This window comes from Sphingomonas sp. (genome assembly GCF_965248875.1).
In the GTDB taxonomy this organism is placed as follows: domain Bacteria; phylum Pseudomonadota; class Alphaproteobacteria; order Sphingomonadales; family Sphingomonadaceae; genus Sphingomonas.
Window position 1 is genome coordinate 1013724 of sequence record NZ_CBDFKR010000011.1, and the last position, 25639, is coordinate 1039362.

Consider the following 25639-nt stretch of genomic DNA (forward strand, 5'->3'; position numbering starts at 1 on the left):
AGTGTAATTGTGCGTAGGACAGCGCCGGTGGCTCTCTCCGCATCCTTCCGACTTCAACGCCGTGCTGCGCTGCTGGATGCGATGGGCGATCATCTGCTGGCGCACGGCCTAGCCGGGTCGCCGTTACGCGCGCTGGCTGCGGCTGCAGGGACGAGCGACCGGATGCTGCTCTATTACTTCGCCGATCGCGACGAGCTTCTGGGCGTGCTGCTCGATCACGTCGCGACGCGGCTGCACGCCCTGCTTGCCACAGTGCCCCTGACGCCGCAGCCGTGGACCGCGCTGTTGCAACTGCTCTGGGATCAGGCGCGCGGGGCCGCGATGCGGCCGTATCTCCAGCTGTTCCTGGATCTGGCCACCGCCGCCGGGCGGGGTGAGGAGCCGCACCGGACGGCGGCGTCGCGCATCGCCGCGAGCTTCATCGACTGGACGGCCGCCCGGCTCGACCCCGCCCAGGGCGCGCCGCAAGCGCGCGCCGCGCTGTTACTGGCGACGCTCGACGGGCTGTTCCTGCTCGACGGCAGCGGCCGCGGGACAGATGCGGAGGCCGCGCTCGCAATCCTCCTTTCGGGCGGACAAGCCGAAGCGGTTTGACCTTCGCACCGCCTCGCGCCAGCATATCGGACCCCAACAGGAGTTCCCTCATGCGCGCTCTTCCCGCCATCGCCCTCTTCCTTGCCGTCGCCGCGCCAACCTCCTTCCTGGACGCGCAGATGCCGACCACGCCGCCCGGCAGCCCCAACCCGGCCGCGGTCGTCGCGGGCACCTATACCGCCGATCCCAACCACACGCTGGTCACCTGGTCAGTCGATCACATGGGGTTGTCGACCTATACCGGCATCTTCGGCGACGTGTCCGGCACCTTGACGCTCGATCCCCGCAATCTTGCGGCAACAACGGTCGACATCACCATTCCCGTGTCAAAGGTCACCACCGCCAATGCCGGGCTGACCGCGCACCTGACGCGACCCGCCGCGAACGGCGGTCATCCGGACTTCTTCGGCCCCGACATGGCGCCCGCACATTTCGTTTCGACCCGCGTCGTCGTCGCTGGTCGGCGCGCCACGGTCAGCGGCAACCTGACTCTCAACGGCGTCACCCGTCCGGTGACGCTCGCTGCCCAGTTCCACGGCGCCGGCCGCACCCCGCCGCAGATGGGCGGCAAGGACAATGTCGGCTTCAACGCGACCGCTACGATCCGGCGCAGCGAATTCGGCCTCGGCTTCGGTGTCCCGCTCGTTTCGGATGAGGTCAGGCTCGACATCGCCGCCGCTTTCCAGAAGTGACGGCAGCCGGCGACGATCCGGATCAGGAGGGCCGGGCCGGCATCGGCCGGATCGAGGCGTTCTCCGACGGTGTGGTGGCGATCATCGTCACCATCATGGTGCTGGAGCTGCACCCGCCCGTCGCCGAACGCTTCGACATCCTGTGGTCGCTCTGGCCGGTCTTCCTCGCCTACATCCTCTCCTACGCCTTCGTTGCGATTTACTGGGTCAATCACCACCGGCTGTTCTCCTACGCGCGGCGCGTGACCAACGCGCTGCTCTGGGCCAACATCCTGCTCCTCTTCACGCTCAGCCTGGTGCCGTTCGCCACCGCCTATCTCGGCGAGCATCATTTCAGTCGCGAGGCGACGTGGCTGTACCTGGGCGCGGTGCTGCTGCCGGGGATCGTCTATCCCTGGCTGCAGGGCATCATCCGGCGCACCGGACGACAGGATGCGGCGGCGCTCGCCTATCATCTCGGCACGGTGCGCAAGGGGCACATCGCGCTTGGCCTGTATGTCGCCGGGCTCGCGCTGACCGCGCTTTCGCCCTGGCTCGGCATCGCGTGCGCCGGCGCGGTCGCGATCCTGTGGTTCCTGCCGTCTAGCGGCATCGACCGCGCGCTTGCCCGCCCGCGGCAGGGCGGCTAGATCGAGCCCATGCTGCGGCCCGGCTCACGACTTACGCGGCCTTAGGCGCGCTCGCTCCGCTTCCCGCGCCTAAGGACCGACCCTCCTCGCATCCGAGAGCCGAGCCAATGCTGCGCGACCCGTCCGTCAAATACCGTCCATTTCCGCAGGTCGACCTGCCCGACCGGCAATGGCCCGCCCGTACGATCACCCACGCGCCGCGCTGGCTGTCGACCGACCTGCGCGACGGCAACCAGGCGCTGATCGATCCAATGGACGCGGAGAAGAAGGCGCGCTTCTTCGACCTCCTCGTCCGCATCGGCCTCAAGGAGATCGAGGTCGGCTTCCCCAGCGCCGGCGCAACCGAGTTCGACTTCATTAGCGGCCTCGTCCGCTCCGGGCGCATCCCCGACGACGTGACGGTGCAGGTCCTGACCCAGTCGCGCCGCGACCTGATCGAAACCAGCTTCGCCTCGCTGGCGGGCGTCAGGCGGGCGATCGTCCACCTCTACAACGCGGTCAGCCCCGCCTGGCGGCGGATTGTTTTCGGCATGAGCCGCGCGGAAGTGAAGGACATCGCCGCCGCCGGCGCCAAGGTGCTGCGCGACGAGGCAGCGAAGCGGCCGGACACGGACTGGCGTTTCGAATATTCACCCGAGACCTTCTCCACCGCCGAACTCGACTTCTCGGTCGAGGTCTGCGAGGCGGTGATGGAGGTGCTCGCGCCGACCCCCGAGCGGCCGCTGATCCTCAACCTGCCCGCGACGGTCGAGGCCGCCACTCCAAACATCTACGCCGACCAGATCGAATGGTTCGGCCGCCATATCCGCAATCGGGATAGCGTCGTTATCAGCCTGCACCCGCACAATGACCGCGGCACCGGCGTCGCCGCGGCGGAGCTGGGGTTGATGGCGGGCGCCGACCGGGTCGAGGGCTGCCTGCTCGGCAATGGCGAGCGGACCGGGAATTGCGACCTGGTGACGGTCGCGCTCAACCTCTACACACAGGGGGTCGCGCCGGGGCTCGATCTGGGCGACATCGACGCAGTGGTGCAGACGGTGCAATATTGCACCCAGCTCCCCGTCCACCCGCGCACGCCCTATGCGGGCGACCTGGTGTTCACGGCGTTCAGCGGCTCGCATCAGGACGCGATCAAGAAGGGCTTTGCGGCCCAGGCGCAACGCAACGACGAGCTGTGGGAGGTGCCGTATCTGCCGATCGACCCCGCCGATCTCGGCCGCTCCTATGAGGCGGTGATCCGGGTCAATTCCCAGTCGGGCAAGGGCGGTGTCGCCTGGGTGCTGGAGCAGGACCGCGGGCTCAGGCTGCCCAAGCGGCTGCAGGCCGATTTCTCCCGGCACATCCAGGCGCTGGCGGACGAAACCAGCCGCGAACTCAACGCCACCGACATCTGGGGCCGGTTCCAGGCGACCTATCTCCCACGTCCCGGCGATCGCTTCGCGTTGCGGAATTATGAGGAGACCGGCGCGCCCGGCGACCGGCTGTTCGTCGGCCACGTCGCCGTGGACGGGGTGGAGCGGTCGATCAGCGGTCGCGGCAACGGCCTCATCTCGGGTGTGGTCGCGGCGCTCGGTGAAGCAGGCGTGTCGCTCGACGTGATCGACTATTCCGAGCATGCGATCGGTCACGGCGCGGACGCACAGGCGGCAACCTATCTGGAATGCCGGACGGTGGACGGACGCGTCGTCTGGGGCGTCGGCATCGACCCGGACGTCGCGACCGCCAGTGTGCGGGCGATGCTCAGCGCGGCCAATCGCGCCTGAGCGAAGCGGCTCGTTAACCTTCGGACGTTACCCTGCGGCGCATGCACAAGGTCGTCGTCGATCGCACCCACGCGCTGGTGTGCATGACCGCAGACGGCTTCTTCGGTGAGGCCGACGTTGAGGCGGCCGCAGCCGATCTCCACGCGGCGATCCGCTCGCTCGGCGACCGCGCCGGCCGGCATGTCACGCTGTACGACTTGGCAGCGCTCAAGGTCGCGCCGACCGCCGTCCTCGCCAAGTTCGCCCACTATTTCAGTGACCCATCATTCGCACCGCTCTGGGCCTGCCGGGTCGCTCTGGTCAGCACATCGCCGCTGGTGCAGCTGCAGATGGAGCGGGTCTGCGCGGCCAAACCGAACATCCGCGGCTTCACCGGCCGGCGCGAGGCGATCGCCTGGCTGCTCGCCGATCACGCGCGGGTGCGGGTCACCTCACAGCCGACGGTCGCGTCGGCATAGACGTCGAGTTTGGTCGACCGCACCCGCACCGCAATGACGCGCTCGTCCGCCAGGCACAGCGCCGCCACCGCATCGACCAGCGTTTCCTGCAATGCGAACCCCTCGCCCGCCGCCAGCGCGTGAACGCCCTCGCGCACGAAATCATAGTCGAGCACTTCATCGATCCGGTCGGCGGACGGCGCCCGACCGTACCGAACCGTCATCGCCACCGATAGCCGCACCCGCTGCGGCACCGCCTCATGCGGATGGATGCCGAGGCGGATCATCACGTCGAGATCGTCGAGATGCGTGGTGTATTCAGCCACGATCCCGCCCCTCGAACATCACGTCGCCGTCACGTTTCAGGAATCGCTGGCCGCAGTCGACGAACAGGTTCTGACCCGTCACGCTCTCCGCGCCGATCAGATAGGCGACCGCGTCCGCCACCGCCGCGGCGCCGACCGGACGCTGCAGAAGGTTGGCCCGCCCCGCCCGATCGAACTCCGCCGCGCTCTGATCGCCGCTCGCCAGCGTCAGGCCCGGCGACACCGCGTTGACGCGCACCGCGGGCGCAAAGGCCTGCGCCATCAGCGTCGTCGCGGCAGCCAGCGCCTGTTTGGCGAGCGTGTAGGAGAAGAAATCGGGGTTCGGGTTGGCGACCTTCTGATCGAGCAGGTTGATGACCACCCCGCCGCGCCCCTGCCCCGCGAGCGCACCTGCCAGCATCACCGGCGCGGTACAATTGACCGCGTACAACTGCGCCGCCAGCACCTGGTCGACCGCCTCCGGCCGGTCGAACATGAACTGCGATGCGGAATTGACCAGCACGTCGATCGGTGCACCCGCAACGTCGCACGCGCGCGCCCATAGATCACCAATCTGGTCCAGAAGCGCCAGGTCGCCCCCCACCGTTCCGGCCGCGCCGGTCTCGTCCGCCAGCACCGCCGCGGTATCGCCCGACGTACCATAATGGATCACGATCCGATCGCCGTCGGCCGCCAGCCGCCGGACGATCGCCGCACCCAGCCGCTTCGCTCCGCCCGTGACCAGAACGGTTCGCGTCACCGCTCCAGGCCCATCAGCGCCAGCACCTCCTTGCGGCTGCGCTCGTCGTCGCGGAACACCCCCATCATCCGGCTGGTCTTCATCACGACGCCCGGCGTACGCACCCCGCGCGCGGTCATGCAGGCATGGGTCGCTTCGATCACCACCGCTACGCCGATCGGCCTCAGATTGTTCCAAATGCAGTCCGCTACCTCCGCGGTCAGCCGTTCCTGCACCTGCAGCCGCCGGGCGAAGCCGTGCAACACGCGCGCCAGTTTGGAGATGCCGACAACATGATCGCGCGGCAGATACGCGATGTGCGCGCGGCCGATGATCGGCGCCATGTGGTGCTCGCAATGCGACTGGAACGGGATGTCCTTCAGCAGCACGATCTCGTCATAGCCGCCGACTTCCTCAAACACGCGGGCCAGATGCTGGGCGGGATCGTCGTCATAGCCGGCGCAATATTCGCGCCACGCCTTCGCCACCCGGCGTGGCGTGTCGATCAGCCCTTCGCGTGTCGGGTCGTCGCCCGCCCAGCGGATCAGCGTGCGGATCGCCTCCGCCACGTCCGCCGGCACGCTGTTTTCCGGCGCCGCCTCGACCAGATCGCTCATCGGCCGCGTCCCATGCCGCCACGGCAAGCTGCCGCCATGACAAAGGTTCGAATCTGCAACTGTTTCATTCCGGCAACATCGCGGAAGGACTGTGCTTTGCCCAGAGGAAAAGGAGGCAAAAGGCGGGTTGACGGTTGATTCGCATGAGCGCTACGCCCCATACCCAAGGTTCACATGCTGCCCAGCCCGGCGATCGACCGTTCAGGCGCACGGAGGAGAGGATGTCCATGACGAAGTTCCAGCTGCTTGCCGCGACCGCACTGACGCTCGTGCCCGCCACCGCCTGGGCGCAGGATGCGACGCCCACCCCGGCGCAGCAGGGCGGCGGTACGCCCGTATCGACCGCGCCCGCCGCAACCCAGCCCCCCGGCGTCGCCGCCCAGGTCACGAACGCGAACGACGGCATCCAGGACATCGTCGTCACCGCCCAGCGCCAGGCCGAGACACTGCAGCAGGTGCCGATCGCCGTCACCGCATTCAACGCCCAGGCGCTGCAGGCGCAGCAGATCAACACCACTTCCGACCTTCAGCTTACCCTGCCGAACATCGTCTTCTCGAAAGGCAATTTCACCTCGTCCTCGTCGTTCACGATCCGCGGCATCGGCGATCTTTGCGTCGGCGTAACCTGCGACGCGGCGACCGCCATCCACGTCAACGACGTGCCCGTGCTCGGTTCGCCGATCTTCCAGAACGAGTATTTCGACGTCGAGCGCATCGAGGTGCTGCGCGGGCCCCAGGGCACGCTGTTCGGCCGCAACGCGACCGCGGGCGTGATCAACTTCATCACCGCCAAGCCGGACCTCAGCGGCATTCACGCCGCGGCGGATATCGAATACGGCAACTTCAACAGCTTCCGCGGTCGCGGCATGATCAACCTGCCGCTGACCGACACGCTGGGTATCCGGGTCGCGGGCTATTACCTGCGGCGCGACGGCTTCACCCGCAACCTCTACACCGGCCACCGCATTGACGGCCGCGACCAGTACGACATCCGCGGTTCGATCCGCTTCGAGCCGACGCCCTCGACAACGATCGACATCGTCGGCCATTATTTCCGCGAGAACGACAACCGCAGCCGCGTGCAGAAGCAGCTCTGCCACCGCGACCCGACCGGCGTGCTCGGCTGTCTGCCCGATCGTCTCGCGACCGAGCAGCTCAACGGAGATTCGACGCTCGCCGCGATCCTTACCTCGCGCGAGTTCGCGACGGTGGCGCTTGGCGCGCTGGCACCGATCTTCCGTCCGCTGGAACTGGGCAGCGTCTATTCGGGCGACGGCGACGTTTATACAGGCTTCACCAACCCGCCTGGTCTTCGCGATGTCAACATCGACTACGAACCGACCTTCCGCACCAACGAGAAGCAGGTGCTGATCAACATCAACCACGATTTCGGCGGCGCCAGCCTGAAGATCGACGGCGGCTACACGGAGGGTTCGACCGACTCGAGCGTCGACTATAATATCGGCGTCGAGCGCAGCCTGGCGAACAATGCCGGGCTGGTCGCGCTGCAGGCGAACGCCGCCGCGCCCGGGGCGGCGTTCCCCGGTGGCGTCAATCCGTTCACGCAGCTTGCCGCGACCCTGATCCCGAGCGGGGCGGCGGGTCCGTTCTGCCAGTCGCTTGCAGAACCGACCGGCACCGGTGTCTACGGCGGCCACTCGGTCTGCGCCGGCACGAGCCTCGATTTCGACCGCTCCAGTGCCAACGGTTACCAGTATCATGGCGAGGCGATTGTCTCGACCAAGTTTGACGGCCCAATCAATTTCCTGGTCGGCGCGGGCTATCTGAACAACGTCGTTCGCAGCAACGAATATTACGTCAACTCCTTCTCGCTCGATTATGCCGCCGGCCTGCTCGGTGCGGCGAGCGCGATCGGCACCCGTGCCGCGGGCGGCACGATCCCGAACGTTTATCGTGGTACGCCCTTTTATGACAGCGACTCCGCCCGTTACCGGCTGAAATCCTACGGCATCTTCGGCGAGGTATACGGCAAGTTCTCCGACAGCGTGAAGCTGACGCTGGGCCTGCGTTACAACCATGACGACAAGACGGTGCGTGCCCGCACCACCTTGTTCAACGATGGCAACGGGACCGGCGCGCTGGTGCCCTATGGCTCGACCAATTTCACGCAGGCGCTGAACTATAGCTCGCTCGACTATGACACGACGCTGACGGGCAACCAGCTTTATGAGGTGGCGTCGGTCAATTTCGGCCGGCTCACCGGCCGCGCCGTGCTCGACTGGCAGGTCACCGACCGCAATCTGATCTACGCGTCGTATTCGCGCGGTTACAAATCGGGGGGGATCAACCCGCCGCTGTCCCCGATTTTCACGGTGCCGACGACGTTCGGGCCGGAGACGGTTAACGCCTTCGAGATCGGATCGAAGAACACCTTCCTCGACGGCACGCTGCGCCTCAACCTCACCGCCTTCTACTACCAGTACAAGCAGCTGCAGCTGAGCCGCATCGTCGCCCGTACTTCGGTCAACGACAATGTGGACGCCAACATCTACGGCGCCGAGGCGGAGGCGATCATCCGGCCGTCGCGTGAGGTGCTGGTCAACCTCAACTTCAGCTATCTGCACACGCGGGTATCGAGCGACAAGTTCCTGGGCAATCCGCAAGATCCGTCGGGCGGCCGCGCCGATGCGGTTATCATCAAGGACATCACCAACGCGTCGAACTGCGCCGTCGGGGCGAACAACGGCTCCGCGGCGCTGTCGAACGGCTATGTCGCGGCGCTGAATGCAGGCATCGGTCTTCAGGCGCCGGTCGCTATTCCGGGCACCAACACCACGGGTGCTTTCTCCGTCTGCTCGGCGCTGCAATCGACGGCGGCCGCTCCGCCCGCCGCGCTGCTCGCCGCGCTGGGCCTGACCGGTTCGACGACCATCCCGGTGACCGTCTACGCCAGCGGCGTGCCGGTCAACATCCGCGGCAACTCATTGCCGCAGTCGCCCAACGTCAAGTTCGGCGCGGGCGCGCAATACACCGCGGACCTGGGCGGTGCGACGATCGTGCCGCGTGTCGACCTGACCTATACGGGCAATTACTTCGGCTCGATCTTCAACCGTCAGATCAACCGCATCCAGGGCTTCACCGTCATCAATGCCCAAATCCAGTTCAATGCGCCGCAGGATCGCTTCTTCGTCCGCGGCTTCGTCCAGAATTTGACGAACAACAACGCGATCACCGGCCTGTACGTCACGGACCAGAGCTCGGGCCTGTTCACCAACGCCTTCACGTTGGAGCCGCGTCGCTATGGCATCGCCGCCGGCCTGCGTTTTTAAGGCCGCACAGGCAATCTGCATCACAGGCTCCCGGCGATCCGCCGGGAGCCTTTTTCGTGCGTACGCGATTCAGTGATTCCCGATTGAGGAGCACGCAAAAATGACCGACAGTCTGAAGAAGGGCGACCACGTCACGTGGAAGTCCCATGGCGGCACCGCGCACGGTGTTGTCGAAAAGAAACAGACCAGCGACACGAAGATCAAGAGCCACCAGGTCCGCGCCACACCGGAAGACCCGCAATACATCGTGAAGAGTGACAATGGCGGCGAAGCAGCGCACAAGGCTGCTGCGCTCAAGAAGGCGTGATTCCCGGCGTCGTGAGGCAAGCGGCCCGGGGCTGAACAGGAGAACCTCATGGCCACTGCCAAGCAGGAAGCCGGCGCCAAAAAGGCCGCCACCAAGCAGACCAACAGCGGCACCGGTATTCACGCCCCCGTCCAGCCGTCGGCGGAACTCGGCGCGGTGGTCGGTAACGACAAGCTGCCGCGCAGCCAAGTGATCAGCAAGGTGTGGGACTATATCAAGGCCCACAAGCTGCAGAACCCGGAGAACAAGCGCGAGATCGTGGCCGACGACAAGCTGCGCAAGGTCTTCGGCAAGGACCGTGTGACCATGTTCGAGATGAACAAGTACATCGCGGCGCACGTAAAAGCCTGACGAGTCCGGCCGGTCGATCGCGACGAGCGGCGGCATCTCGCCCCGTCCGCGATTGACCGGCCGTCTGCGCGGCTTGTAGATGCCTAGCCGAGTGACCCCGTAGCTCAGCAGGATAGAGCATCGGATTCCTAATCCGGGGGCCGCGCGTTCGAATCGCGCCGGGGTCACCACAGACCCGCCGTTGCGGCCGAAATACGCTAGTTGGTCCTGCCGACCGCAGTTCGATGTCTCGCCGCCGCTTCGGCAGTGGCCCCGGTCAGACAGGCTTTTGTTGGACATCAGCGGCGAGACGGCCGAGCCGCACCCGCGTGCTGCAGAACGGCCCTGAGCGTTCCGACCTAGTTCTTGGCCTCAGGCGGCACCACCGGCAGTGGGAGCGGTGCCACTGGTACGCCCTCATCGGCCAGCGCCTTCGCCTCCGCGAACGTCGCCTGGCCGTGGATCACGGCATGCGCCTCCTCGCCGGCGTGCATCGCGCGCGCCCGGTCGGGGAAAGCGGCGCCGACCCAGGTCGACGTCTCGAGCGCCTTGGCCTGCTCAGCGGCCAGCTTCGCGATCATCGCCTTGACGGCCGCGGGCGGCGGTGGCGTCCGGCTGTTGCCCTTGGCCGGCACGGCAGGCGCCATCGCCGCCTTTTCAACGGCGGTGTCGCCGCATAGTGGACACACGACCAGCCCCCGCGCACGCTGATCGTCATAGGCGGCGCCACCGGCGAACCACGCCTCGAAGACATGGCCGGCGCCGCAGCGCAGGTCGAAGACGATCATGCGACGGTGACCGGCGGGATCGTGCGCCGATGCTGCAACGCCGGGATCTGCGCTCGTACCTCGGCGAGCCGGTCGGGGGCCAACTCGACGAAGCCAAGCCCCGCCTCCTCGCCCATGTCGAGCAGTACCGCGCCCCACGGATCGACCGCCAGCGCATGCCCAAATGTCGCGCGCCCGTCCGCATGCTCGCCGGTCTGCCCCGCCGCGAGAACAAAGCATCCCGCTTCGATCGCGCGGGCGCGGAGCAGCGTGTGCCAATGTGCAGCGCCGGTCGGGCGGGTGAACGCCGCGGGCACCGCGAGCAGTTCGGCACCAGCATCGCTCAGCGCGCGGTAAAGGTAGGAAAAGCGCAGGTCGTAACAGATCGACATTCCAAGCCGGCCCATCGGCGTAGCGACGACAACCGCTGTGTCACCGGCGCGATAGGCCGCCGACTCACGCCAGCTCTCGCCGCTCGGAAGGTCGACATCAAACAGGTGGAGCTTGTCATAGCGCGCCCGGATCGCACCGCCGCCATCGATGACGAAGCCGCGATTGGCGTAGCGATCGCCGTTGCGCACCGCGAGCGAACCCAGATGTACCCACAGGCCGGTCCGCGCCGCCGCGTCACGAACCGCGGCCAGTACGCGATCCTCTTCCTCGACGACGATCGACGCCGCTGCCCGCGCCCGGTCGCGATCGAGCAGCCCACTCATCTCGGGGGTGAACAGCATCGCTGCCCCGTCGGCGGCGGCATGCACCACTGCGTCGACCAGGACGGCGGCGTTGGAAGCCGGATCGACGCCGCTCGTCATCTGCAGCAGCGCAGCCCTCATGCCGCCAGCAGCGGGTCGAGGTCTCCCTGCCGATCGAGCGCCGCCAGCTCGTCGGATCCGCCGATATGCCGGCCGCCTATAAAGATCTGCGGCACAGTGGTGCGTCCGCCCGCGCGCTCGACCATCTCCTGACGCTGCGCGCCGCCATAAGTGATGTCGTATTCGGTCGGCTCGACACCTTTGCCGCCGAGCAGCGACATCGCCCGCGCGCAATAGGGGCAGAACGCCTTGGTATAGATCTCGACCGTCGCCATGATCTGGGAAATGTGATCGCGCCCGCGCAAAGTCAATCGCTTGCGCCGTCGTGGAGGACCCGCGCCCAGCACAGCACCGACACCTGCGCCGCGCCCGCATCGAGCAACGTGTCGGCACACGCCGCCGCGGTCGCGCCGCTGGTGTGGACGTCGTCGACCAGCACCACGTGCCGTCCCGCGACCTGCCTCGCGCCAGCCGTCGTCATCGCGAACGCCTGCCGCACCACGGCCGCCCGCGCCGCCCCGTTCATGCCGCGCAATGGCGGGGTTGATCGCGTCCGGATCAGCGCATCGGGGAGGACCGTCCTGCCCTCCCCCGCCAGCGCCTGCGCGATCAGCCCCGCCTGATTGTACCCGCGCCGCCAAAGCCGCCAGCGGTGCAGCGGCACCGGTACCAACAGCTCGGCGTCCGCAGCGAGGTGCCGCCGCATCAGCGCCGCCATCGTCTTTGCTGCCCCGATCCGTCCGCCATATTTTAGCTTGAGAGCCAGCCCGCGTGCGACCGGTCCATAGGCGACGGCGGCGCTGACGCCCGCATGTCGCGGGGGCCGGTGCAGACACGGTGTGCACCGGGCGCCGGCCGCCGCGGTGTCGAGCGGGCGGCGGCATGCCTCGCACCAGGGCGGACCGATGAAATGCAGGCTGCCCCAGCAAGCGCCGCAGAAGCGGCCATCGGCCTCGACCGGCGCGCCGCAGCCGCCACAGCGCGGCGGCAGGGCATAGTCGATGATGGTTCGCATGATCGTCTGCACCCGTGGGTTGTCATGCAGCGCTTGGCCGCACACAAGCCGGCGCGTGGAGCCGCCCCCGCCCATCTTCGATCGCGCCGCCCGCCGCCGCCGCCGCGACCGGGCGGCCGGCGGCTATGCGGCCCACGATTTCCTGCGCGCCGTCATGCTCGGCGGCATCGGCGAACGGCTCGACGCCGTGACGCGGTCCTTTACCGACGTCCTCGACCTCGGCTGTTTCGACGGCGCGTTCTCGCCACCGGGTGACGCACGCATCGTCCGCGTCGATCCGGGCTACCGCTGGGCACGCGCCGCGGGTGGCGTACAGGCGGAAGAAGACAGGCTGCCCTTCGCGGATGCCAGCTTCGACCTGGTGGTCAGCGCGGGCGTGCTCGATCAAGTCGATGACCTGCCCGGCGCGCTGCAGCTGATCCGTCGCATACTGCGCCCCGACGGGTTGTTCCTCGGCGCATTTGCCGGCGCCGGCTCGCTGCCCGCACTGCGCGCCGCCTGGCGCACGGCCGACGGCGAGCGGCCGGCAGCGCGGCTGCACCCGCAGATCGACGTTCGCGCGGCGGGCGACCTCTTGGTACGGGCCGGGTTCGCGCTGCCGGTCGCCGACGTAGAGGCGCTGACCGTGCGCTACCGCAGCCTCGGCGCGCTGCTCGACGACCTGCGCGGCATGGCGGCGAGCAATCTGCTCCACGCCCGCACCCCGGCCTTGCGCGGTGCGCTGACCCGCGCGGCGCAGGCGTTCGCCGCCGCTGCCGATCCCGATGGGCGGACCAGCGAGCGCTTTCAGATCGTCTATCTGACCGGCTGGGCGCCCGACGCGTCGCAGCCGAAAGCCGCCCGACGCGGCAGCGCTACCGCCAGCCTTGCGGCCGCGCTCAAAACTACAGGATGACCCCGCCGCCCTCGTCGCGCGCGAGGATTCGGCCCATCGCATCGAACAGCGCGTCCATCGCCACCGGCTTAAACAGAATCTCGTCCGCGCCCAGCGTCAGGCAGCGTTCGCGCAGATCCGGCGCGGTGTCGGCGGTGACGACGATGATCGGCACCTGCCCCTTGGCGTCGCCCCGCCCGCGGATCCGCGCCAGCACCTCGAAGCCGTCCATGCCCGGCATGCGCAGGTCGAGGAGCACGACGGCGTAGTCATCCGTCTCGACCATCGCGAGCCCGGCCGGTCCATCCTCCGCCTCTTCCATCGATGCGCCGGCCACGGCCAGCATGTCGCGCACGACTCGGCGGTTCATGCGATCATCCTCAACAAAAAGGATTTTCATCGGCCGGGCGATCGGATGATCATTACAGCGCTGTTATCCGCTCATGCCGCGCGCGAAACAAGCTCCGCAACGGAGCCTTCTTCCACGGGAACAGGATAAAGCGCGCCGACCAGTGCCGCACCGGTAACCGGCTTGGCGATCACGCGCACCAGGCCCAACGCCAGCAACTCGTCGCGCTCGTCGGCCGCGGCGACCGGCCACAGCAGCGTCACGGGCGCTTCGAACGCAGTAACCGCGGCGATAAAGCCGTGCGGGTCGCCGCCGGCGCGCGCGGTCGCGTCGTCGACCAGCACCTGACCTATCTCGCCCGCGGCCAGGGCGGCGGTCGCCTCCTCCAGCGTGCCCGCAAAGGCGACGGACGCGGCGTGGGGGGCGAAGAGCGTACGGAACATGGCGCGGGTGATCGGGTTGCGATCGACGATCAACAGCGCCGCGCCGAGCGGCGCCGCCATCGCCTGCTCCTCGACCTGGACACAGGCCAGCGGCAGGGTGACGGTGAAGGTGGACCCGACCGCCGGCGTGCTTGTCAGCGTAATCTCGCCGCCCATCGCCTCAACCAGGCTGCGGCAGATCGACAGACCCAGCCCGGTGCCGCCGAAGCGCCGGGTGGTGCTGGTGTCGGCCTGGCGGAACGACTCGAATACGGCATCGATCTGGTCGGCGGCGATGCCGATGCCGGTGTCCGTAACGGCGATCCGCACGCCGTTGTCGGCTGCCTCCGCCAGCAAGGTGATGCCGCCCTTGGCCGTGAACTTGAGCGCGTTGGACAGAAGGTTGAAGACGATCTGCCGCACCCGCGCTGAGTCGCCCTCGACGTGACGGGGACAGCGGTCGAGGTCGACGCGGAACGTCAGCTCCTTGGCCTTGGCCTGATCCGCCCACATCGCGGTCGCCTCTCGCAGGCAGGCCGTCAGCTCGAACGGCGCGCATTCGAGCCCGAGATTGCCGGTCTCCATCTTGGCGACGTCCAGGATATCATCGACCAGCGCGCGCATCGTCACGCCCGCGCCGTGCACCACCGTCAGCCGCTCGCGCGTCGCCGCCGCCAGCCCGGTGTCGGCGAGCATCACCTGCGTCATGCCGAGAATGCCGTTCAGCGGCGTGCGGATTTCGTGGCTGGTCGTCGCCAGGAATTCGGTCTTCGCGGCGAGCGCCTTGCCCAGCGCCGAGTTGGTGACGGCGAGATCGCCGTTGACCGCGCGCACCTGATCGCGGCTGCGACGCAGCACGACGATGCCGATCCCCAGCAGCACCATGATGATCGCGGCCGCCCCGCCGGCGAGCAGGAGGATGGTCCGCTCGGTCCTGGCGCGCTGCAAGGCGTCACGCGCGACCCGCAACCGCTCGGCGTCACGCAGCCGCGCGATCTTCGCATCCTGATTGGCTGAGTTGAAGCGCGCCGCCATCAGCGCGCTGCTGGTCTGGGTCGCAAGCTTGGTCGCCTCGTCATCCAGCCGCTTCAGCGCCGCGAGATGCGCCAGCGCCTTGTTCGCCTGTCCGGTGGCGCGATACGCGGCGACCGCAGTTTGATGCGCATAGCGATACCGGCTGTCCGTGGTGGCGACGTCGACGCCGGCAAAGGCTCGATCGATCAGCTGCGCCGCAACCGCCGGACGCCCCCGCTGCATCGCGGCCTGCGCTGCCAAGGCATTGTTTTCCGTGCGGTCGCGGTCGCCGGCCGGAAGCCGCGCGACGCGGGCGATCGTCACGTCGGCTTGGGCAACCGCGCCGCTCAACAGCTGGTTGCGGGCTAGATTGCGGGAGAACATCGCCTCCAAGGCGGGGCTGTGGAGCGTGCGCGCGAAGCCTAGCGCCTGGCGAAAGGCGACGTCCGCCGCCGCGAACTTGCCCTGGTCCTGCAGGATCAGCGCGCGCGTATTATAGATCGACTGGGCGAGGCCAGGGTCCACCGCAACCGAGTCGAGCGCCTCGTTGAGGTAGCGTAGCGCCGAATCGTAATCCTTCGCGTCGAAATACAGCCCGGCCATGCAGATCAACGAGATCGCCTCATGCCGCTGGTCGCCATTGGCGTGGAACAGCCGGTGCGCGTTCTGGAAGTCGGTCAGCGCCTCGGCGACACGGAGCAGCTTGCCGTTGATGCTGCCGCGCGTGAGCAGGATGTCGGCCTGAAGCTTGCTCCCCGCGGCCGATCGTTGCGCCAGCGTCGCCGCGCGTTCGATCAGCGGCGCCGCTCGGGCCAGACTTTCGAGGCGATACAGCGCTTCGGCCTGAAGCCACAGTGCACTGCCTTCGGCTCGATCGCGTTCGGGGGAAGCTGACAACCCGGCCGCGAGCAGTTCGGCTCGGTGCGCGCCATCGGCGGCGGCCTGTGGATCGGTCAGCATCGCCCCCTTGGCCGCGTCCAGCACAGCGTCGATGCGTGCCTGCGACGTCGCTGCGGCCGCCGGAATAGGCGTCACCGCGACGAGGATCGGCCATAGCCAGCGCATGACCTCAGGCCCGCGCCCGTACCGCCGCCAGGCGTTCCAGCGGCGAGCGTGGGGTCGTCGCCACCGCAAGATGCGTGTCGTCGCGAAGAAAAGCGAGCAGCCCTTCGAACGCCAGCGGACGGCTGATCAGGAACCCCTGCACCATGTCGCAGCCCATTACCGTCAGCAGCGCCAGGCTGGCCGGCGTCTCCACGCCTTCCGCGACCACTTCCATGTCCAGCGCATGCGCCAGGTCGATCGTCGACCGCACGATCAGCGGATCGCGGTGCGAGCTCGTCAACTGCGTGACGAACAGCTTGTCTATCTTGAGTTCGGTCGCGGGCAGCTGCTTCAGATAGGCAAGGCTCGATAGCCCGGCGCCATAATCGTCGATCGTCACCGCGACACCGATCGCGGCGATGCGCTGCAGATGCTGGATGGCGCGGTCTGGATTCTGAATGACCGAGGTTTCGGTGATCTCGATGCCGAGCCGCGCGCCACTGTCCTTAATCAGGGCGATCACCTGCGTAACGAAGCCGTCGTCCGACAACAGCGCGCCGGCCATGTTGACGTAGATCGGCAGGTCATAGCCGTTTCGGACCAGCGCCTTCTGGTCGGCGATGACCTGCTGCAGCGTCCAGAGCGTGACGGCGGCGATGTCGCCGGTCCGCTCCGCCTGAGGGATGAAGTCGTTGGGAAGCACCAGCCCGCGCTGCGGATGATGCCAGCGGATCAGCGCCTCGACACCGGCGATCCGTTGCTGGCGGACATGGAGCTTGGGCTGATACTGGATGAACAGTTCGTCCGCATCGACGGCGGCGCGCAGCTCACGTCCGATCGCCGCCTCGTTTGCGGCGATCGGCTCGCCGGTCGCGGCCGGCGCCTGCGTGCGCCGCGCCGCGGCGAGCGCCTGCTCGGCCTGCTCGATCAACCGGATATCGTCCGCGCCGGCATTGCTGAGGCTGGCGGCCCCGATCAGCACGTCCAGCCGGTGCGGTTCGCCGTCGATGCTGACCGGCTGCTCGAACCCGGCCTCAATCGTCGCGATCGCTGAGGTCAGCGCATCGGCGTCACCGGCAAAGCTGAGCTCGACGATATCGCGGCCGACGGTCGCGACGCAGGCATCGGGCACCAGCGCCGCGACACGCTCGGCCAGGTCGATCACCAGCAGGTCAGCGCGCCGTACCCCGACCAGGCGGCGTAGTCCCGTAAAGTCCGCCAAGGCGACCAGGATCAGATGCAGGGATGCGATCGCGGAAGGAGCGTCCGCCTCCATGCGCAAAAGGTCCGGCATGCCGTCGGCGCTCATAGCTGTTGCACCTACGCATCAGCCTTGAAGATACCTTTAAGCCCGCCCGGTCATGTCGGCTCCGCAACATTGCGTTAACCCTAACTGTCTGTTAATGCTGGCGCGCATCTCGACTGGGATGCTGCAAGGGAGAAAAGCGATGAAGGACTCTGTCCTCGATCGGCTGTACGGCGACACTTCCAAGCCCTGGTAACAGGGCCGATGGGTCGGCCGCGTAGGCCAAACGACTGGCCGCACACGGTTTTTCCGAGCCCGGCCGACTAACCGCCGCCTTATAGGCGGCGGTTTTTTATAAGCTGTCGCGTCTGCCCAACTCGGCCCCGAATCGATAGCCTTGCTCAGGCGGCGGCGCGATCCTCCGCGCGGGGCGGATTAGCATAGATCATCGCATCATCGACCGAGCCGAACTTCAGCGCCATGACGTCGAGCGCATAATTCTGGTTCAGCTTCCAGGGCTTTTTTGACCCCTGTTTCGGCAAGGCATCCTTTGCCCGCTGGATATACCCGGACGAGAAGTTGACGAAATCCTCCTGCGCCAGCGTTGGATCGTCGTTGTGCGGGGTCGCGATCGTCTTGCCGCGCTTCTTCATCGTGTTGAGCAGGCGGCAGACATATTTCGCCACCAGATCGGCTTTCAGCGTCCACGACGCGTTGGTGTAGCCAAAGGTGAAAGCCATGTTCGGCACGTCAGAGAACATCATCCCCTTGTACTGAAGCTTGGTCGCGGGGTTCACCGCCTCGCCGTCTACGGTCATCGGCACCCCGCCCATCAGCGACAGTTCCAGCCCGGTTGCGGTGACGATCACGTCGGCGGGCAGCAGCGCGCCCGAGGTCAGCCGGATCCCGTCCGCCTCGAACCGCTCGATCGTGTCGGTCGCGACCGCGGCGCGGCCTGTCTTGATCGCTTCGAACAGGTCGGCGTCGGGAACCAGGCACAGTCGCTGATCCCACGGATTGTACCGCGGCGTGAAATGAGTCGCGACATCATAGTCCGGGCCGAGATGCTCGCGCACCATGCCGAGCAGCCGCTCCTTGGTCCGTTCGGGCCGCTTGCGCGTCATGCGGTAGAAGAACATCCCGAACAGCACATTCTTCCACCGTGTGACGCCATAAGCCAGCTTGCGCGGCAGGACCTTGCGCAGCCGGTTGGCGATAGCGTCCTCGGCAGGACGCGACACCACATAGGTCGGCGACCGCTGGAGCATCGTCACCGTCGCGGCGTGTTTGGCCATCTCCGGCACCAGCGTCACCGCCGTCGCGCCCGAGCCGATCACGACCACGCGCTTGCCGGCATAATCCAGGTCGTCGGGCCAGAACTGCGGATGGACGATGCGGCCCTCGAAATCGGCCGCGCCCGCAAACTCCGGCGTGTAGCCTCGATCATAGCTGTAATAGCCCGAGCACATCGTCAGGAAGTTACAGGTGAACACCCGCGGCTGGCCGCCGCTCTCGGTCTCCACCGTCCACAATGCATCCTGCGTCGACCAGGTGGCGGCGATAACCTTGATCCCATAGCGAATGTGCTTGTCGATACCGTAGGCCTGCGCGGTCTCGTGAACATAGCTGCGGATGGAGGGGCCGTCGGCGATCGCCTTGGCTGCCGTCCAGGGGTGAAACGAGAAGCCCAGCGTATGCATGTCGCTGTCGGAGCGGATGCCGGGATAGCGGAACAGGTCCCATGTTCCCCCCATCGCGTCGCGGCGTTCGAGAATGACGTAGCTGCGATCTGGGCAGCGCGTCTGGAGGTGGTAGCCCGTACCCACCCCGGAAATCCCGGCCCCGACCACCACCACGTCAAAATGCTCGGCCATCGTTTGTCGCCCGTGTTCGGTTGCGAGGCAGGACATACCCGATCTTCGATTTGACGTCACGCCCGGGTTTGCGCGCGCGCCCGTGTCAATAATCTCGCGAATACCGCAACCGCACGTCGGTCCCGCCCGAACCGCCCGCGGAGGTGAGCAGACTCAGCGCCTTGGTCAGCGCGATCTCCAGCTGCGTCGCGGTGTAGCCGCGCGCGTCGGTCACCACCTCCACATAGATATTGTCGGTGATGTATTTGCCCGCAGCCAGCGCCGATCCGCGGCCGCCGGTCTCGCTCGGCGAGACGATGCGCAGCCGGTCGAACCCGGTCGCCGAGCGCAGCCGCCCGAGCGGGTTCAGCCCGCCGCCGCCCGACCCGCGCAGCGAGTTGAGTGCGGCGGCCAATTGGATCGCTTCGGTCGCCGACAGGTTGGACGGGTTGGTCCCGAACAGCAGCCGGCTCAGCACCTCATCCTGCGGGAGCGCAGGGGTTGAGGTGAAGGCGATCTGCGGATGCTCGCCGGTGCCGGTAATGGCGATGACCGCGGTGATGCCGTTGGTGGAGGTGGTCGCCTGGATGTCGATCGCCGGATCGGCCAGCGCGCCGCCGCGCAGCCGCACCTGCCCGCGCGTCACATCGAAGCGTTTGCCGGCGAAGGAATAGCTGCCCTTGACGATGTCGAGCCCGCCCGTGACCGCCGGCGCCGCCGACGTCCCGCCGACGCGCAGGTCCATCCGCCACTCGCTGTCCAGCCCCATGCCGGACACGAAGATCTGGTTGGGCGCCGTGATGTGCAGGTCGAGGCGGAAGTTGCCTACCGGCGGGGCGGTCGCCGCGCGATCGGTGAAGCGCGGTGTGCGGATGTCGCTGCGGCGGCGGACGCCGGTCAGCTCGGGCACCTCGGCCGCACCCTGCCGGATGATCGCATAGCGCGCATTGGGCACCTGCAGCTCGCCCTCGATCAGCCCGCCGTTGCGGCCGTTGGTGACATGGATGGTCCCGGTCGTGGTCGCCGCCAGCGCGTCGCTGCGGGCCAGCTGCGCGTTGTTCAGCTGCGCGCGAAAGTCGATGGGGAAACCCGCATTCGCGGCCAGCCCGATGCTGCCCTGCGCCTGCACCGTCCCGGCCCCGGCGCGCGCGGTCAGCTGTGTCAGCTCAAGCCTGTCGTTGGTGAAGCGTCCGGCGATCCGCAGCTGCGACAGGCGCGTGCCGTAGGTCTCATTGTCGTAGGTCAGATTGTCCGCGCGGATCAGGCCATTCAGCTGCGGGGCGGACAGCCGTCCGGAGAAGTCCGCCGCGACCGCGATCGGCCCCTGCAACGACTGGTTGGGCAGTGCGGCGAGGCTGAACAGCACCGCCGACGGGCCATTGTAGCGGATGCCTCCCGCCAGGGGTGCGTTCTGAAGCCGCTCGACCCAGCTCGCGCCCCCTCCCAGCGGCCGCATCGTCGCGAGCAGCCGCCCGACCACCGTCGGCCCACGGCGGACCAGCGCGCGCGCCTCCGCGCCGTCGCCCGCCAGATGCCCGGCAAAGACGATATCGACCGGCTCCGACACCGCCGCAAGCCCGGAGCGCTGGAAATTGCTCACCGTCAGCCGCGCGTCGGCGACAGGTACGGCGCTGCCCTGCTGCCGATAGTCGAGGCTGCCGGTCGCCTGGCCGGTGATTCCCAGCCCCGGTGCGAAAGCGCTGAGGAACGACAGATCGAGGCGGTCCAGCCGCGCCTGCGCCGCGGTGACGCCGCCGCCAAACGACCCGGCGACCCGCGCTGATCCGCCCGCGCCCCCCCCGGCCGCGCCGAAATCGAGCCGTACCGGTTCCAGCCGATAGCCGCCATGCTCACCGATGATGCGCGCGGGACCGGCGGTGCGGAACGGCACGTTGTTGGCGCTTCCCTGCACCGCGACCAGATATCTGTTCGGCGCGAGCTGGGCGTTGACCGCGACGCGGAAGGGGACGCCCGACGATCCGGTCAGCAGCGCCTGCGCGGTGCCCCGGCCACCGGTATAATTGACCTTCACCCGCGCCGCCTGGACCACCAAGGTGTCGTAGCGCGTGTCCGCAAGCTGCGCGTCGGCGACGATCTGCGGCGCGTTGGGGAACAAGACGACATGCGCATCGATCAGCGCGCGGCCGATCGCGAAGTCGGCGATGCCCGGGACGACGGCATTGATGGCGCGCGCGGTCAGGTCAGCGCGCTGATACCCGCGCTCCGACGCAAGCTGCACACGCCCGGCCAGCCCCTGCCCCGCGAATTGGAGCGCGCCTGCGAACGGTCCGGCCGCGGTCTGCACCACCCGGCCGGACGCGGTCACGCCCGCGAACACCAGCCGGTGAACGTCGACCGCCAGCTGCGTGCCCGGGCGCACCAGCACGTCGGCGGTGAACGGGCCGTAGTCCGACGCGCCGCTGGCATTGACCTGATAGGCGTCGCCACGGCCGACAATTTGCGCCCGGACATTGGCAAGGCCGACGCCCAGCCCCGGCCGCGCCGCGCGGAGATCGACGATCGGCGCAGTCGCCGTCCCGGCCACACGCGCCGTCACCGGACCGTATTGCGCCGAATAGGCGTCCGCGACGACCGCAACGCGCCCGCTCGCCGGATCGAACCGGCCCTCGCCGCGGGTGATGCGGAACAGCGGCGCGTTCATCCTGACGCCGCTGAAGGTCACGACACCCTCGGGCGAATAGCCGATGTCGGCGCGGACCACGGCGTTGCCGCCCAGGAAGCTGCGGACGCCGCTGTTGAACAGCCGCTCGGTCTTGGCGACGACACGGCCGCGGATGCCGAAGCCGCCGTTCGGCCCCGGCACCAGGTTGGCGTCGGTGGTCAGGTCGACGATCCCGATGCTTTCGACGCGGTAGTTGTTGACCCGCCCCTTGAGCGCACCGGTATACCGTCCGGTCGCCAGGTTCGCGACGACGATCGCGGTCGCGTCGATGTTGTCGGACCGGATCTTGAGGTTGTCCGACAGGATCGTCGGCATCGACACGGCCAGGTCGCCGTCAATGCGGACATTGTTCGCCAGCCCGCCGACCGCGGCGTTAAGCCCCGTCACCCGCCGCGCCCGCGCCGCCAGCGGCACCAGGATGCGGTCGGCGTTCACCCGCGCCAGCCCCTCGGCATAGAGCTGTTCGACCCCCATCGTCCCGAACGCCAGCCGCGCCGCGCTGACCTTGTAGTCAACCGTCGGCGTCGCGAACGCGCCGTCCAGCACGACCCGCGCCATCACGTCGCGCCCCGCCAGATTGGGCAGGATGGCGCCGGGCGTCAGCAGTCGCGCATCGACCGCGAAATTGCCGAAGCGGCTGTTCGCGAGATCGAGCACACCGCCGCCGTCGACCGTCAGCGCGCTGGACGTCAGCTTGATCCGCGTATCTGCCTTGCGCTGGTCGAGCGTCGCGTCGATCGCGACGTCCAGCTGCGGTGCGGTCAGCCGCTCGACCGGCCCGGCGAGATACAGCCCCGGCTTTGTGAAGCCGCGCACCTCGATATGGCCGGCGCGCGAGGTGACGCCCAGGTTTGCCAGCTGCCCGCCGCCAAGCGTCGCGATCGCGCTGCCACGCCACGATCGCCAGCTGCCCCGTCCGTCGACCGTCACCTGGAGCGGCTGGGTCAGCCCGCCCATCGTCGCGACGACGCCGCCCGCGGGCGCGTTCAGCTTCGCGTCGAGGTCCAGCTTGTCATCGTCGGGCACTGCGTCGAGCACCAGATGCAGCGTATCGCCCCCGGCGACGCCGCGCGCGCGGACCGCCACCGCGTCCACCGTCAGCTGCGCGCGCCGGTCGGCAATGTGCGTCTGGCCGTCGATCCGCACGATATGCGTCTGCCCCGTCACCGGCGCGGCGACCACGAAGCGGCCGATCCGCAGCCGGTTGAGGTCGATGTCGAGATCGGGCAGCGTCGGCGCGTTGGGATCGACCGGTTCGGTCGACGGCTTGAGTGCGGGGCGGCGCTGCAGCGTCACCAGGTCGGTCTGCAGGTCGCGGACATCGACATGGTTGCGGATGAACGCAAACGGCCGCCAGTCGACAGAGAGCCGGGGGGACGTCAGGAACACACCGCGCGGGTCCGACACGCGCACGTCGGACAGCACCATGCGGCCGTACAGCGATCCGTCGATCCGCCCGACCTTGATGTTCAGCCCCGACGCGGTGGTATAGCCGCCCAGCTGATCGGCGACGAAGCGCCGTCCGACATCGGTGTTGATGCCGAGCACGATCAGCAGCAGCAGGACGAGGATCGAGCCGAGCGCGACGCCCAGCCACTTCAAGATGCGCCGCCACAGCGGGCGATGCGCGGGGGCCGCCGCCTCACCGGCCATCAGAACGCCTGACCGATCGAGATGTACAGCGCCAGCTTGCTGTCGCCCTTGCGCGGGTTGAGCGGCGTCGCGGCGTCGATGCGGAACGGCCCGAAATTGGTGTAGAAGCGCCCGCCGATGCCCGCGCCGAGCCGCAGCCCCGACAAGCCGGGTGTCACACCCTCATAGCTGTTGCCCGCATCGACGAACGGCACGATCCCGAAATTGCCGAAGCGATAGCGTGCCTCGCCCGCGAACTCGACCAGGCTGCGGCCGCCGATCGGATCGCCATTGGGGTCGAACGGCCCCAGCCGCTGAAAACCATAGCCGCGCACCGACCCGCCGCCGCCCCCATAATAGCGGCGCGACGGCGCCAGATCGTCGCGGCCGATGCCCAGGATCGAGCCCGCCCGCGCCCGCCCCGCCAGCACCAGGCTGGGTGAGACCGAGCGATAGATCGTGCCCTCGATCATCGTCCGCGCATAGGGATGGACGCCGCCATGGACGCTCGTCTCGGGGCTGACGTTGAGCCGCAGGCGATGGCCCCGCGTCGGATTGAGCAGGCTGTCGGACGTATCCCACTGGATCTGCCCGGGCAGCGCCACGATCGCATAGGTCCGCCGCACCCGGTCGCGCGCGGAGAAACTGTATACGCTCTCGTTGGTGCCGGTCAGCTCGCCGCCATAATAATAGGTGATCCGCTTCTGCCAGATCGGGGTCGAGTCATAGCTCCACCGCGCCGACAGCGTGCCGGTGTTGGCGTTGAAGGCGTCGTAGCTCGAATGATCGATGGCCGCGATCGCCGTGAAGGTGCGGTCGCGCCGTCCGGCATTGGACCGGCGGAAGGTGCCGCTGATCCCCTGTTCCTGCGTGCCGGCGATGACGCTGGCGATCAGCGCGCCCTCGGGCGGGAACAGGTTGCGGTGCGTCCAGTTGCCTTCCAGGCGGAACCCTTGGCCGGTCGAATAGCCCAGATTGCCGTTGAGCGACCGCGCCGGCCCCTTGCTCTGCCGGACCAGCAGGTCGACGGCCTCCGTCCCGTCCGGATTGACGCGGCCCGTCCGCTGCGGCTCGACCGCCAGGCTGGAATACAGCCCGGTCGCGACCAGCGCGTCGCGCAGATCGTCAGTCAGCTGGCTGTCGTACAGCTGCCCTTCGTGAAAGCGCGGGAAGACGTTGAGGTGGTCGAGCCCGAACACCGGATCGCCCGCCGTGACCAGCCGCCCGAAACGGGCGCGCGGCCCCGTCTCAATCGGCAGCGTGTAGGCGCCGGTAGCCCCAACCGAGCTGGCGGCGGACTGATCGTCGAGCAGCACGTCGCGCTGGCCGACGGTCAGGAAGGGATAACCCTTCTGCGGCGCGACCAGCAACAGGTTCGCCTCTGCGCCTTGTACCCGCGCCGCCTCGATCGGGTCGCCGACGCGCAGCGCGAAATTGCTGGTGAGCAGGTCGGAGGGCGTCACCGGCCCGGCCTGCAGCGTCACCGACGACAGCGTATAAAGCCGCCCCGGCGTCGCGGTCACGCGCGCCTTGTAGCGGACGGGTGTGCCCGGCACCGGCGGGTTCGCCTCCACCGCCGACACCGCGGTCGCATCGTAGTAGCCCAGGCTTTTCAGCAGGCGGATCGCCAGCGCCTCGTCCTCGGTCGCACGCGCCTGCACCTGAACGCCGTTCCCGGCACGGCCGCCGCCGCTGCGCAGCGCCGACAGCGACTTCCACTGCGCCTCAAGGCCTACCGCGCGCAGGCCGACGATCTCGGTGTCATAGCGGACCTGCGGCGCGTTGCGGTCCTGCTGGTCGACCACGGTCGCGAGCGGCGTCGTGTCGAACCCGGCTATCGGCGTCAGCGGCGCGGCGAGCTGCGGATCTTCGGGCGCAACCGGAGGCAGTGCGTCGCCGGCTGCGACCGGGGTTGCGGTCGCCGGTGCGCTCGGCAGCGGCGTGGCAGGGGACGACGGCGTCGCCGGCATCGGCTCCAGCGGTGCGCTGATGTCGCCAGACAGCGGCGGCAGGGCAGCGTTGAACTCGGCGTCGGGGACGATCGGCGCCTCCCCCGCCACGCTGCCGGGCGTCGGGGTCGCCGATGGCGTCGGCCGCGGCGCGTCGGGGCCGCGGGCGGGCGCGGTGCCAGGATGGGCGAGCTGCGCCCATACCGGCTGGCTCAGCGCCAGCGACAGACCCAGCCAGTAATGCCGACGGGAAACGAAAACGCGCAACAACGG

The 25639-nt window shown here is 68.1% G+C and carries 22 protein-coding genes and 1 tRNA gene; 10 read left to right on the forward strand and 13 right to left on the reverse strand.

Translation table 11 applies throughout. From position 1 onward, the window contains the following. Nucleotides 1–81 precede the first annotated feature (81 nt). From ACP2AD_RS12085 to ACP2AD_RS12105, 5 genes are all read left to right on the forward strand, one after another. Entirely contained in the window at nucleotides 82–594 is a 513-nt protein-coding gene (locus ACP2AD_RS12085) for a TetR/AcrR family transcriptional regulator (RefSeq protein ID WP_425230299.1), read from the forward strand. Nucleotides 595–644: 50 nt separating this feature from the next. Beyond that, nucleotides 645–1286, forward strand: a complete 642-nt coding sequence (locus tag ACP2AD_RS12090) for a YceI family protein (protein WP_425230300.1) — start codon at nucleotides 645–647, stop codon at nucleotides 1284–1286. Then, on the forward strand, nucleotides 1283–1915 hold the full coding sequence (locus tag ACP2AD_RS12095) for a TMEM175 family protein (RefSeq protein WP_425230301.1): 633 nt from the start codon (nucleotides 1283–1285) through the stop codon (nucleotides 1913–1915). The genes ACP2AD_RS12090 and ACP2AD_RS12095 overlap by 4 nt, the downstream gene beginning before the upstream one ends. 107 nt (nucleotides 1916–2022) lie before the next feature. Next, on the forward strand, nucleotides 2023–3678 hold the full coding sequence (gene leuA / locus ACP2AD_RS12100) for a 2-isopropylmalate synthase (RefSeq protein ID WP_425230302.1): 1656 nt from the start codon (nucleotides 2023–2025) through the stop codon (nucleotides 3676–3678). 41 nt (nucleotides 3679–3719) lie between these two features. Beyond that, nucleotides 3720–4136 carry a hypothetical protein gene (locus ACP2AD_RS12105; protein ID WP_425230303.1) on the forward strand — a complete coding sequence of 139 codons (417 nt, stop codon included), beginning with the start codon at nucleotides 3720–3722 and terminating at the stop codon, nucleotides 4134–4136. Here ACP2AD_RS12105 and ACP2AD_RS12110 read toward each other — a convergent pair. Genes ACP2AD_RS12110 through folE form a run of 3 tightly spaced genes read right to left on the reverse strand, consistent with a single transcriptional unit; the run spans nucleotide 4088 to nucleotide 5776 of the window. Next, nucleotides 4088–4441, reverse strand: coding sequence for a dihydroneopterin aldolase (locus ACP2AD_RS12110; protein ID WP_425230304.1), 354 nt, complete (start codon nucleotides 4439–4441; stop codon nucleotides 4088–4090). The two genes, ACP2AD_RS12105 and ACP2AD_RS12110, sit on opposite strands and share 49 nt — an antisense overlap. Beyond that, a complete protein-coding gene (locus ACP2AD_RS12115) occupies nucleotides 4434–5180 on the reverse strand; it encodes an SDR family NAD(P)-dependent oxidoreductase (RefSeq protein WP_425230305.1) in 747 nt (248 codons plus the stop codon). The genes ACP2AD_RS12110 and ACP2AD_RS12115 overlap by 8 nt, the downstream gene beginning before the upstream one ends. Beyond that, nucleotides 5177–5776: a GTP cyclohydrolase I FolE gene (folE, locus tag ACP2AD_RS12120; RefSeq protein WP_425230306.1), complete on the reverse strand. Its 600-nt coding sequence runs from the start codon at nucleotides 5774–5776 to the stop codon at nucleotides 5177–5179. The genes ACP2AD_RS12115 and folE overlap by 4 nt, the downstream gene beginning before the upstream one ends. Nucleotides 5777–6003: 227 nt before the next feature. Between folE and ACP2AD_RS12125 the strand changes: the two genes are divergently transcribed. The 4 genes from ACP2AD_RS12125 to ACP2AD_RS12140 all read left to right on the forward strand — a co-directional run bounded on the left by ACP2AD_RS12125 (nucleotide 6004) and on the right by ACP2AD_RS12140 (nucleotide 9894). Continuing rightward, nucleotides 6004–9066, forward strand: coding sequence for a TonB-dependent receptor (locus ACP2AD_RS12125; protein ID WP_425230307.1), 3063 nt, complete (start codon nucleotides 6004–6006; stop codon nucleotides 9064–9066). A gap of 100 nt (nucleotides 9067–9166) precedes the next feature. Further along, nucleotides 9167–9373, forward strand: coding sequence for a DUF2945 domain-containing protein (locus ACP2AD_RS12130; RefSeq protein WP_425230308.1), 207 nt, complete (start codon nucleotides 9167–9169; stop codon nucleotides 9371–9373). A gap of 48 nt (nucleotides 9374–9421) precedes the next feature. Continuing rightward, nucleotides 9422–9724, forward strand: coding sequence for an SWIB/MDM2 domain-containing protein (locus ACP2AD_RS12135; protein WP_425230309.1), 303 nt, complete (start codon nucleotides 9422–9424; stop codon nucleotides 9722–9724). Between the two features lie 93 nt (nucleotides 9725–9817). After that, nucleotides 9818–9894, forward strand: a tRNA-Arg gene (locus tag ACP2AD_RS12140). A gap of 168 nt (nucleotides 9895–10062) precedes the next feature. Here the strand turns inward: ACP2AD_RS12140 and ACP2AD_RS12145 are convergent. Genes ACP2AD_RS12145 through ACP2AD_RS12160 form a run of 4 tightly spaced genes read right to left on the reverse strand, consistent with a single transcriptional unit; the run spans nucleotide 10063 to nucleotide 12300 of the window. Further along, nucleotides 10063–10491 (reverse strand): DUF1178 family protein, encoded by a 429-nt coding sequence (locus ACP2AD_RS12145; RefSeq protein WP_425230310.1) that lies wholly within the window; start codon nucleotides 10489–10491, stop codon nucleotides 10063–10065. Beyond that, on the reverse strand, nucleotides 10488–11306 hold the full coding sequence (locus ACP2AD_RS12150) for a carbon-nitrogen hydrolase family protein (protein ID WP_425230311.1): 819 nt from the start codon (nucleotides 11304–11306) through the stop codon (nucleotides 10488–10490). The genes ACP2AD_RS12145 and ACP2AD_RS12150 overlap by 4 nt, the downstream gene beginning before the upstream one ends. Continuing rightward, entirely contained in the window at nucleotides 11303–11560 is a 258-nt protein-coding gene (grxC, locus tag ACP2AD_RS12155; protein ID WP_425230312.1) for a glutaredoxin 3, read from the reverse strand. Before grxC ends, ACP2AD_RS12150 begins: the two co-directional genes overlap by 4 nt. A gap of 32 nt (nucleotides 11561–11592) precedes the next feature. Continuing rightward, nucleotides 11593–12300: a ComF family protein gene (locus ACP2AD_RS12160; protein ID WP_425230313.1), complete on the reverse strand. Its 708-nt coding sequence runs from the start codon at nucleotides 12298–12300 to the stop codon at nucleotides 11593–11595. A 55-nt stretch (nucleotides 12301–12355) separates the two neighbouring features. Between ACP2AD_RS12160 and ACP2AD_RS12165 the strand changes: the two genes are divergently transcribed. Next, nucleotides 12356–13195 carry a methyltransferase domain-containing protein gene (locus tag ACP2AD_RS12165; protein ID WP_425230314.1) on the forward strand — a complete coding sequence of 280 codons (840 nt, stop codon included), beginning with the start codon at nucleotides 12356–12358 and terminating at the stop codon, nucleotides 13193–13195. On the opposite strand, the gene ACP2AD_RS12170 is transcribed toward ACP2AD_RS12165, so the two are convergent. The 6 genes from ACP2AD_RS12170 to ACP2AD_RS12195 all read right to left on the reverse strand — a co-directional run bounded on the left by ACP2AD_RS12170 (nucleotide 13185) and on the right by ACP2AD_RS12195 (nucleotide 25633). Further along, complete coding sequence (locus ACP2AD_RS12170) at nucleotides 13185–13574, reverse strand: response regulator (protein WP_425230315.1); 390 nt, start codon at nucleotides 13572–13574, stop codon at nucleotides 13185–13187. The two genes, ACP2AD_RS12165 and ACP2AD_RS12170, sit on opposite strands and share 11 nt — an antisense overlap. 41 nt (nucleotides 13575–13615) lie before the next feature. After that, nucleotides 13616–16024 carry an ATP-binding protein gene (locus ACP2AD_RS12175; protein WP_425230316.1) on the reverse strand — a complete coding sequence of 803 codons (2409 nt, stop codon included), beginning with the start codon at nucleotides 16022–16024 and terminating at the stop codon, nucleotides 13616–13618. Nucleotides 16025–16028: 4 nt separating this feature from the next. Further along, nucleotides 16029–17297: an EAL domain-containing protein gene (locus ACP2AD_RS12180; protein ID WP_425230317.1), complete on the reverse strand. Its 1269-nt coding sequence runs from the start codon at nucleotides 17295–17297 to the stop codon at nucleotides 16029–16031. A gap of 353 nt (nucleotides 17298–17650) precedes the next feature. Then, the gene (locus ACP2AD_RS12185) at nucleotides 17651–19123 is read right to left on the reverse strand and encodes a flavin-containing monooxygenase (protein WP_425230318.1); all 1473 of its coding nucleotides are present in this window, start codon (nucleotides 19121–19123) and stop codon (nucleotides 17651–17653) included. An 85-nt stretch (nucleotides 19124–19208) separates the two neighbouring features. After that, nucleotides 19209–23438, reverse strand: coding sequence for a translocation/assembly module TamB domain-containing protein (locus tag ACP2AD_RS12190; RefSeq protein WP_425230319.1), 4230 nt, complete (start codon nucleotides 23436–23438; stop codon nucleotides 19209–19211). Then, nucleotides 23438–25633 (reverse strand): BamA/TamA family outer membrane protein, encoded by a 2196-nt coding sequence (locus ACP2AD_RS12195; protein ID WP_425230320.1) that lies wholly within the window; start codon nucleotides 25631–25633, stop codon nucleotides 23438–23440. The genes ACP2AD_RS12190 and ACP2AD_RS12195 overlap by 1 nt, the downstream gene beginning before the upstream one ends. Nucleotides 25634–25639 lie beyond the last annotated feature (6 nt).

Coding starts and splice junctions, on each gene's coding strand:
- ACP2AD_RS12105 (WP_425230303.1), top strand. CDS start 3,720: ATGCACAAGGTCGTCGTCGATCGCACCCACGCGCTGGTGTGCATGACC.
- ACP2AD_RS12125 (WP_425230307.1), top strand. CDS start 6,004: ATGACGAAGTTCCAGCTGCTTGCCGCGACCGCACTGACGCTCGTGCCC.
- ACP2AD_RS12160 (WP_425230313.1), bottom strand. CDS start 12,300: ATGCGAACCATCATCGACTATGCCCTGCCGCCGCGCTGTGGCGGCTGC.
- ACP2AD_RS12135 (WP_425230309.1), top strand. CDS start 9,422: ATGGCCACTGCCAAGCAGGAAGCCGGCGCCAAAAAGGCCGCCACCAAG.
- ACP2AD_RS12085 (WP_425230299.1), top strand. CDS start 82: ATGGGCGATCATCTGCTGGCGCACGGCCTAGCCGGGTCGCCGTTACGC.
- ACP2AD_RS12180 (WP_425230317.1), bottom strand. CDS start 17,297: ATGCCGGACCTTTTGCGCATGGAGGCGGACGCTCCTTCCGCGATCGCA.
- grxC (WP_425230312.1), bottom strand. CDS start 11,560: ATGGCGACGGTCGAGATCTATACCAAGGCGTTCTGCCCCTATTGCGCG.
- ACP2AD_RS12090 (WP_425230300.1), top strand. CDS start 645: ATGCGCGCTCTTCCCGCCATCGCCCTCTTCCTTGCCGTCGCCGCGCCA.
- ACP2AD_RS12130 (WP_425230308.1), top strand. CDS start 9,167: ATGACCGACAGTCTGAAGAAGGGCGACCACGTCACGTGGAAGTCCCAT.
- ACP2AD_RS12185 (WP_425230318.1), bottom strand. CDS start 19,123: ATGGCCGAGCATTTTGACGTGGTGGTGGTCGGGGCCGGGATTTCCGGG.
- folE (WP_425230306.1), bottom strand. CDS start 5,776: ATGAGCGATCTGGTCGAGGCGGCGCCGGAAAACAGCGTGCCGGCGGAC.
- ACP2AD_RS12150 (WP_425230311.1), bottom strand. CDS start 11,306: ATGAGGGCTGCGCTGCTGCAGATGACGAGCGGCGTCGATCCGGCTTCC.
- ACP2AD_RS12175 (WP_425230316.1), bottom strand. CDS start 16,024: ATGCGCTGGCTATGGCCGATCCTCGTCGCGGTGACGCCTATTCCGGCG.
- leuA (WP_425230302.1), top strand. CDS start 2,023: ATGCTGCGCGACCCGTCCGTCAAATACCGTCCATTTCCGCAGGTCGAC.
- ACP2AD_RS12170 (WP_425230315.1), bottom strand. CDS start 13,574: ATGAAAATCCTTTTTGTTGAGGATGATCGCATGAACCGCCGAGTCGTG.
- ACP2AD_RS12145 (WP_425230310.1), bottom strand. CDS start 10,491: ATGATCGTCTTCGACCTGCGCTGCGGCGCCGGCCATGTCTTCGAGGCG.
- ACP2AD_RS12190 (WP_425230319.1), bottom strand. CDS start 23,438: ATGGCCGGTGAGGCGGCGGCCCCCGCGCATCGCCCGCTGTGGCGGCGC.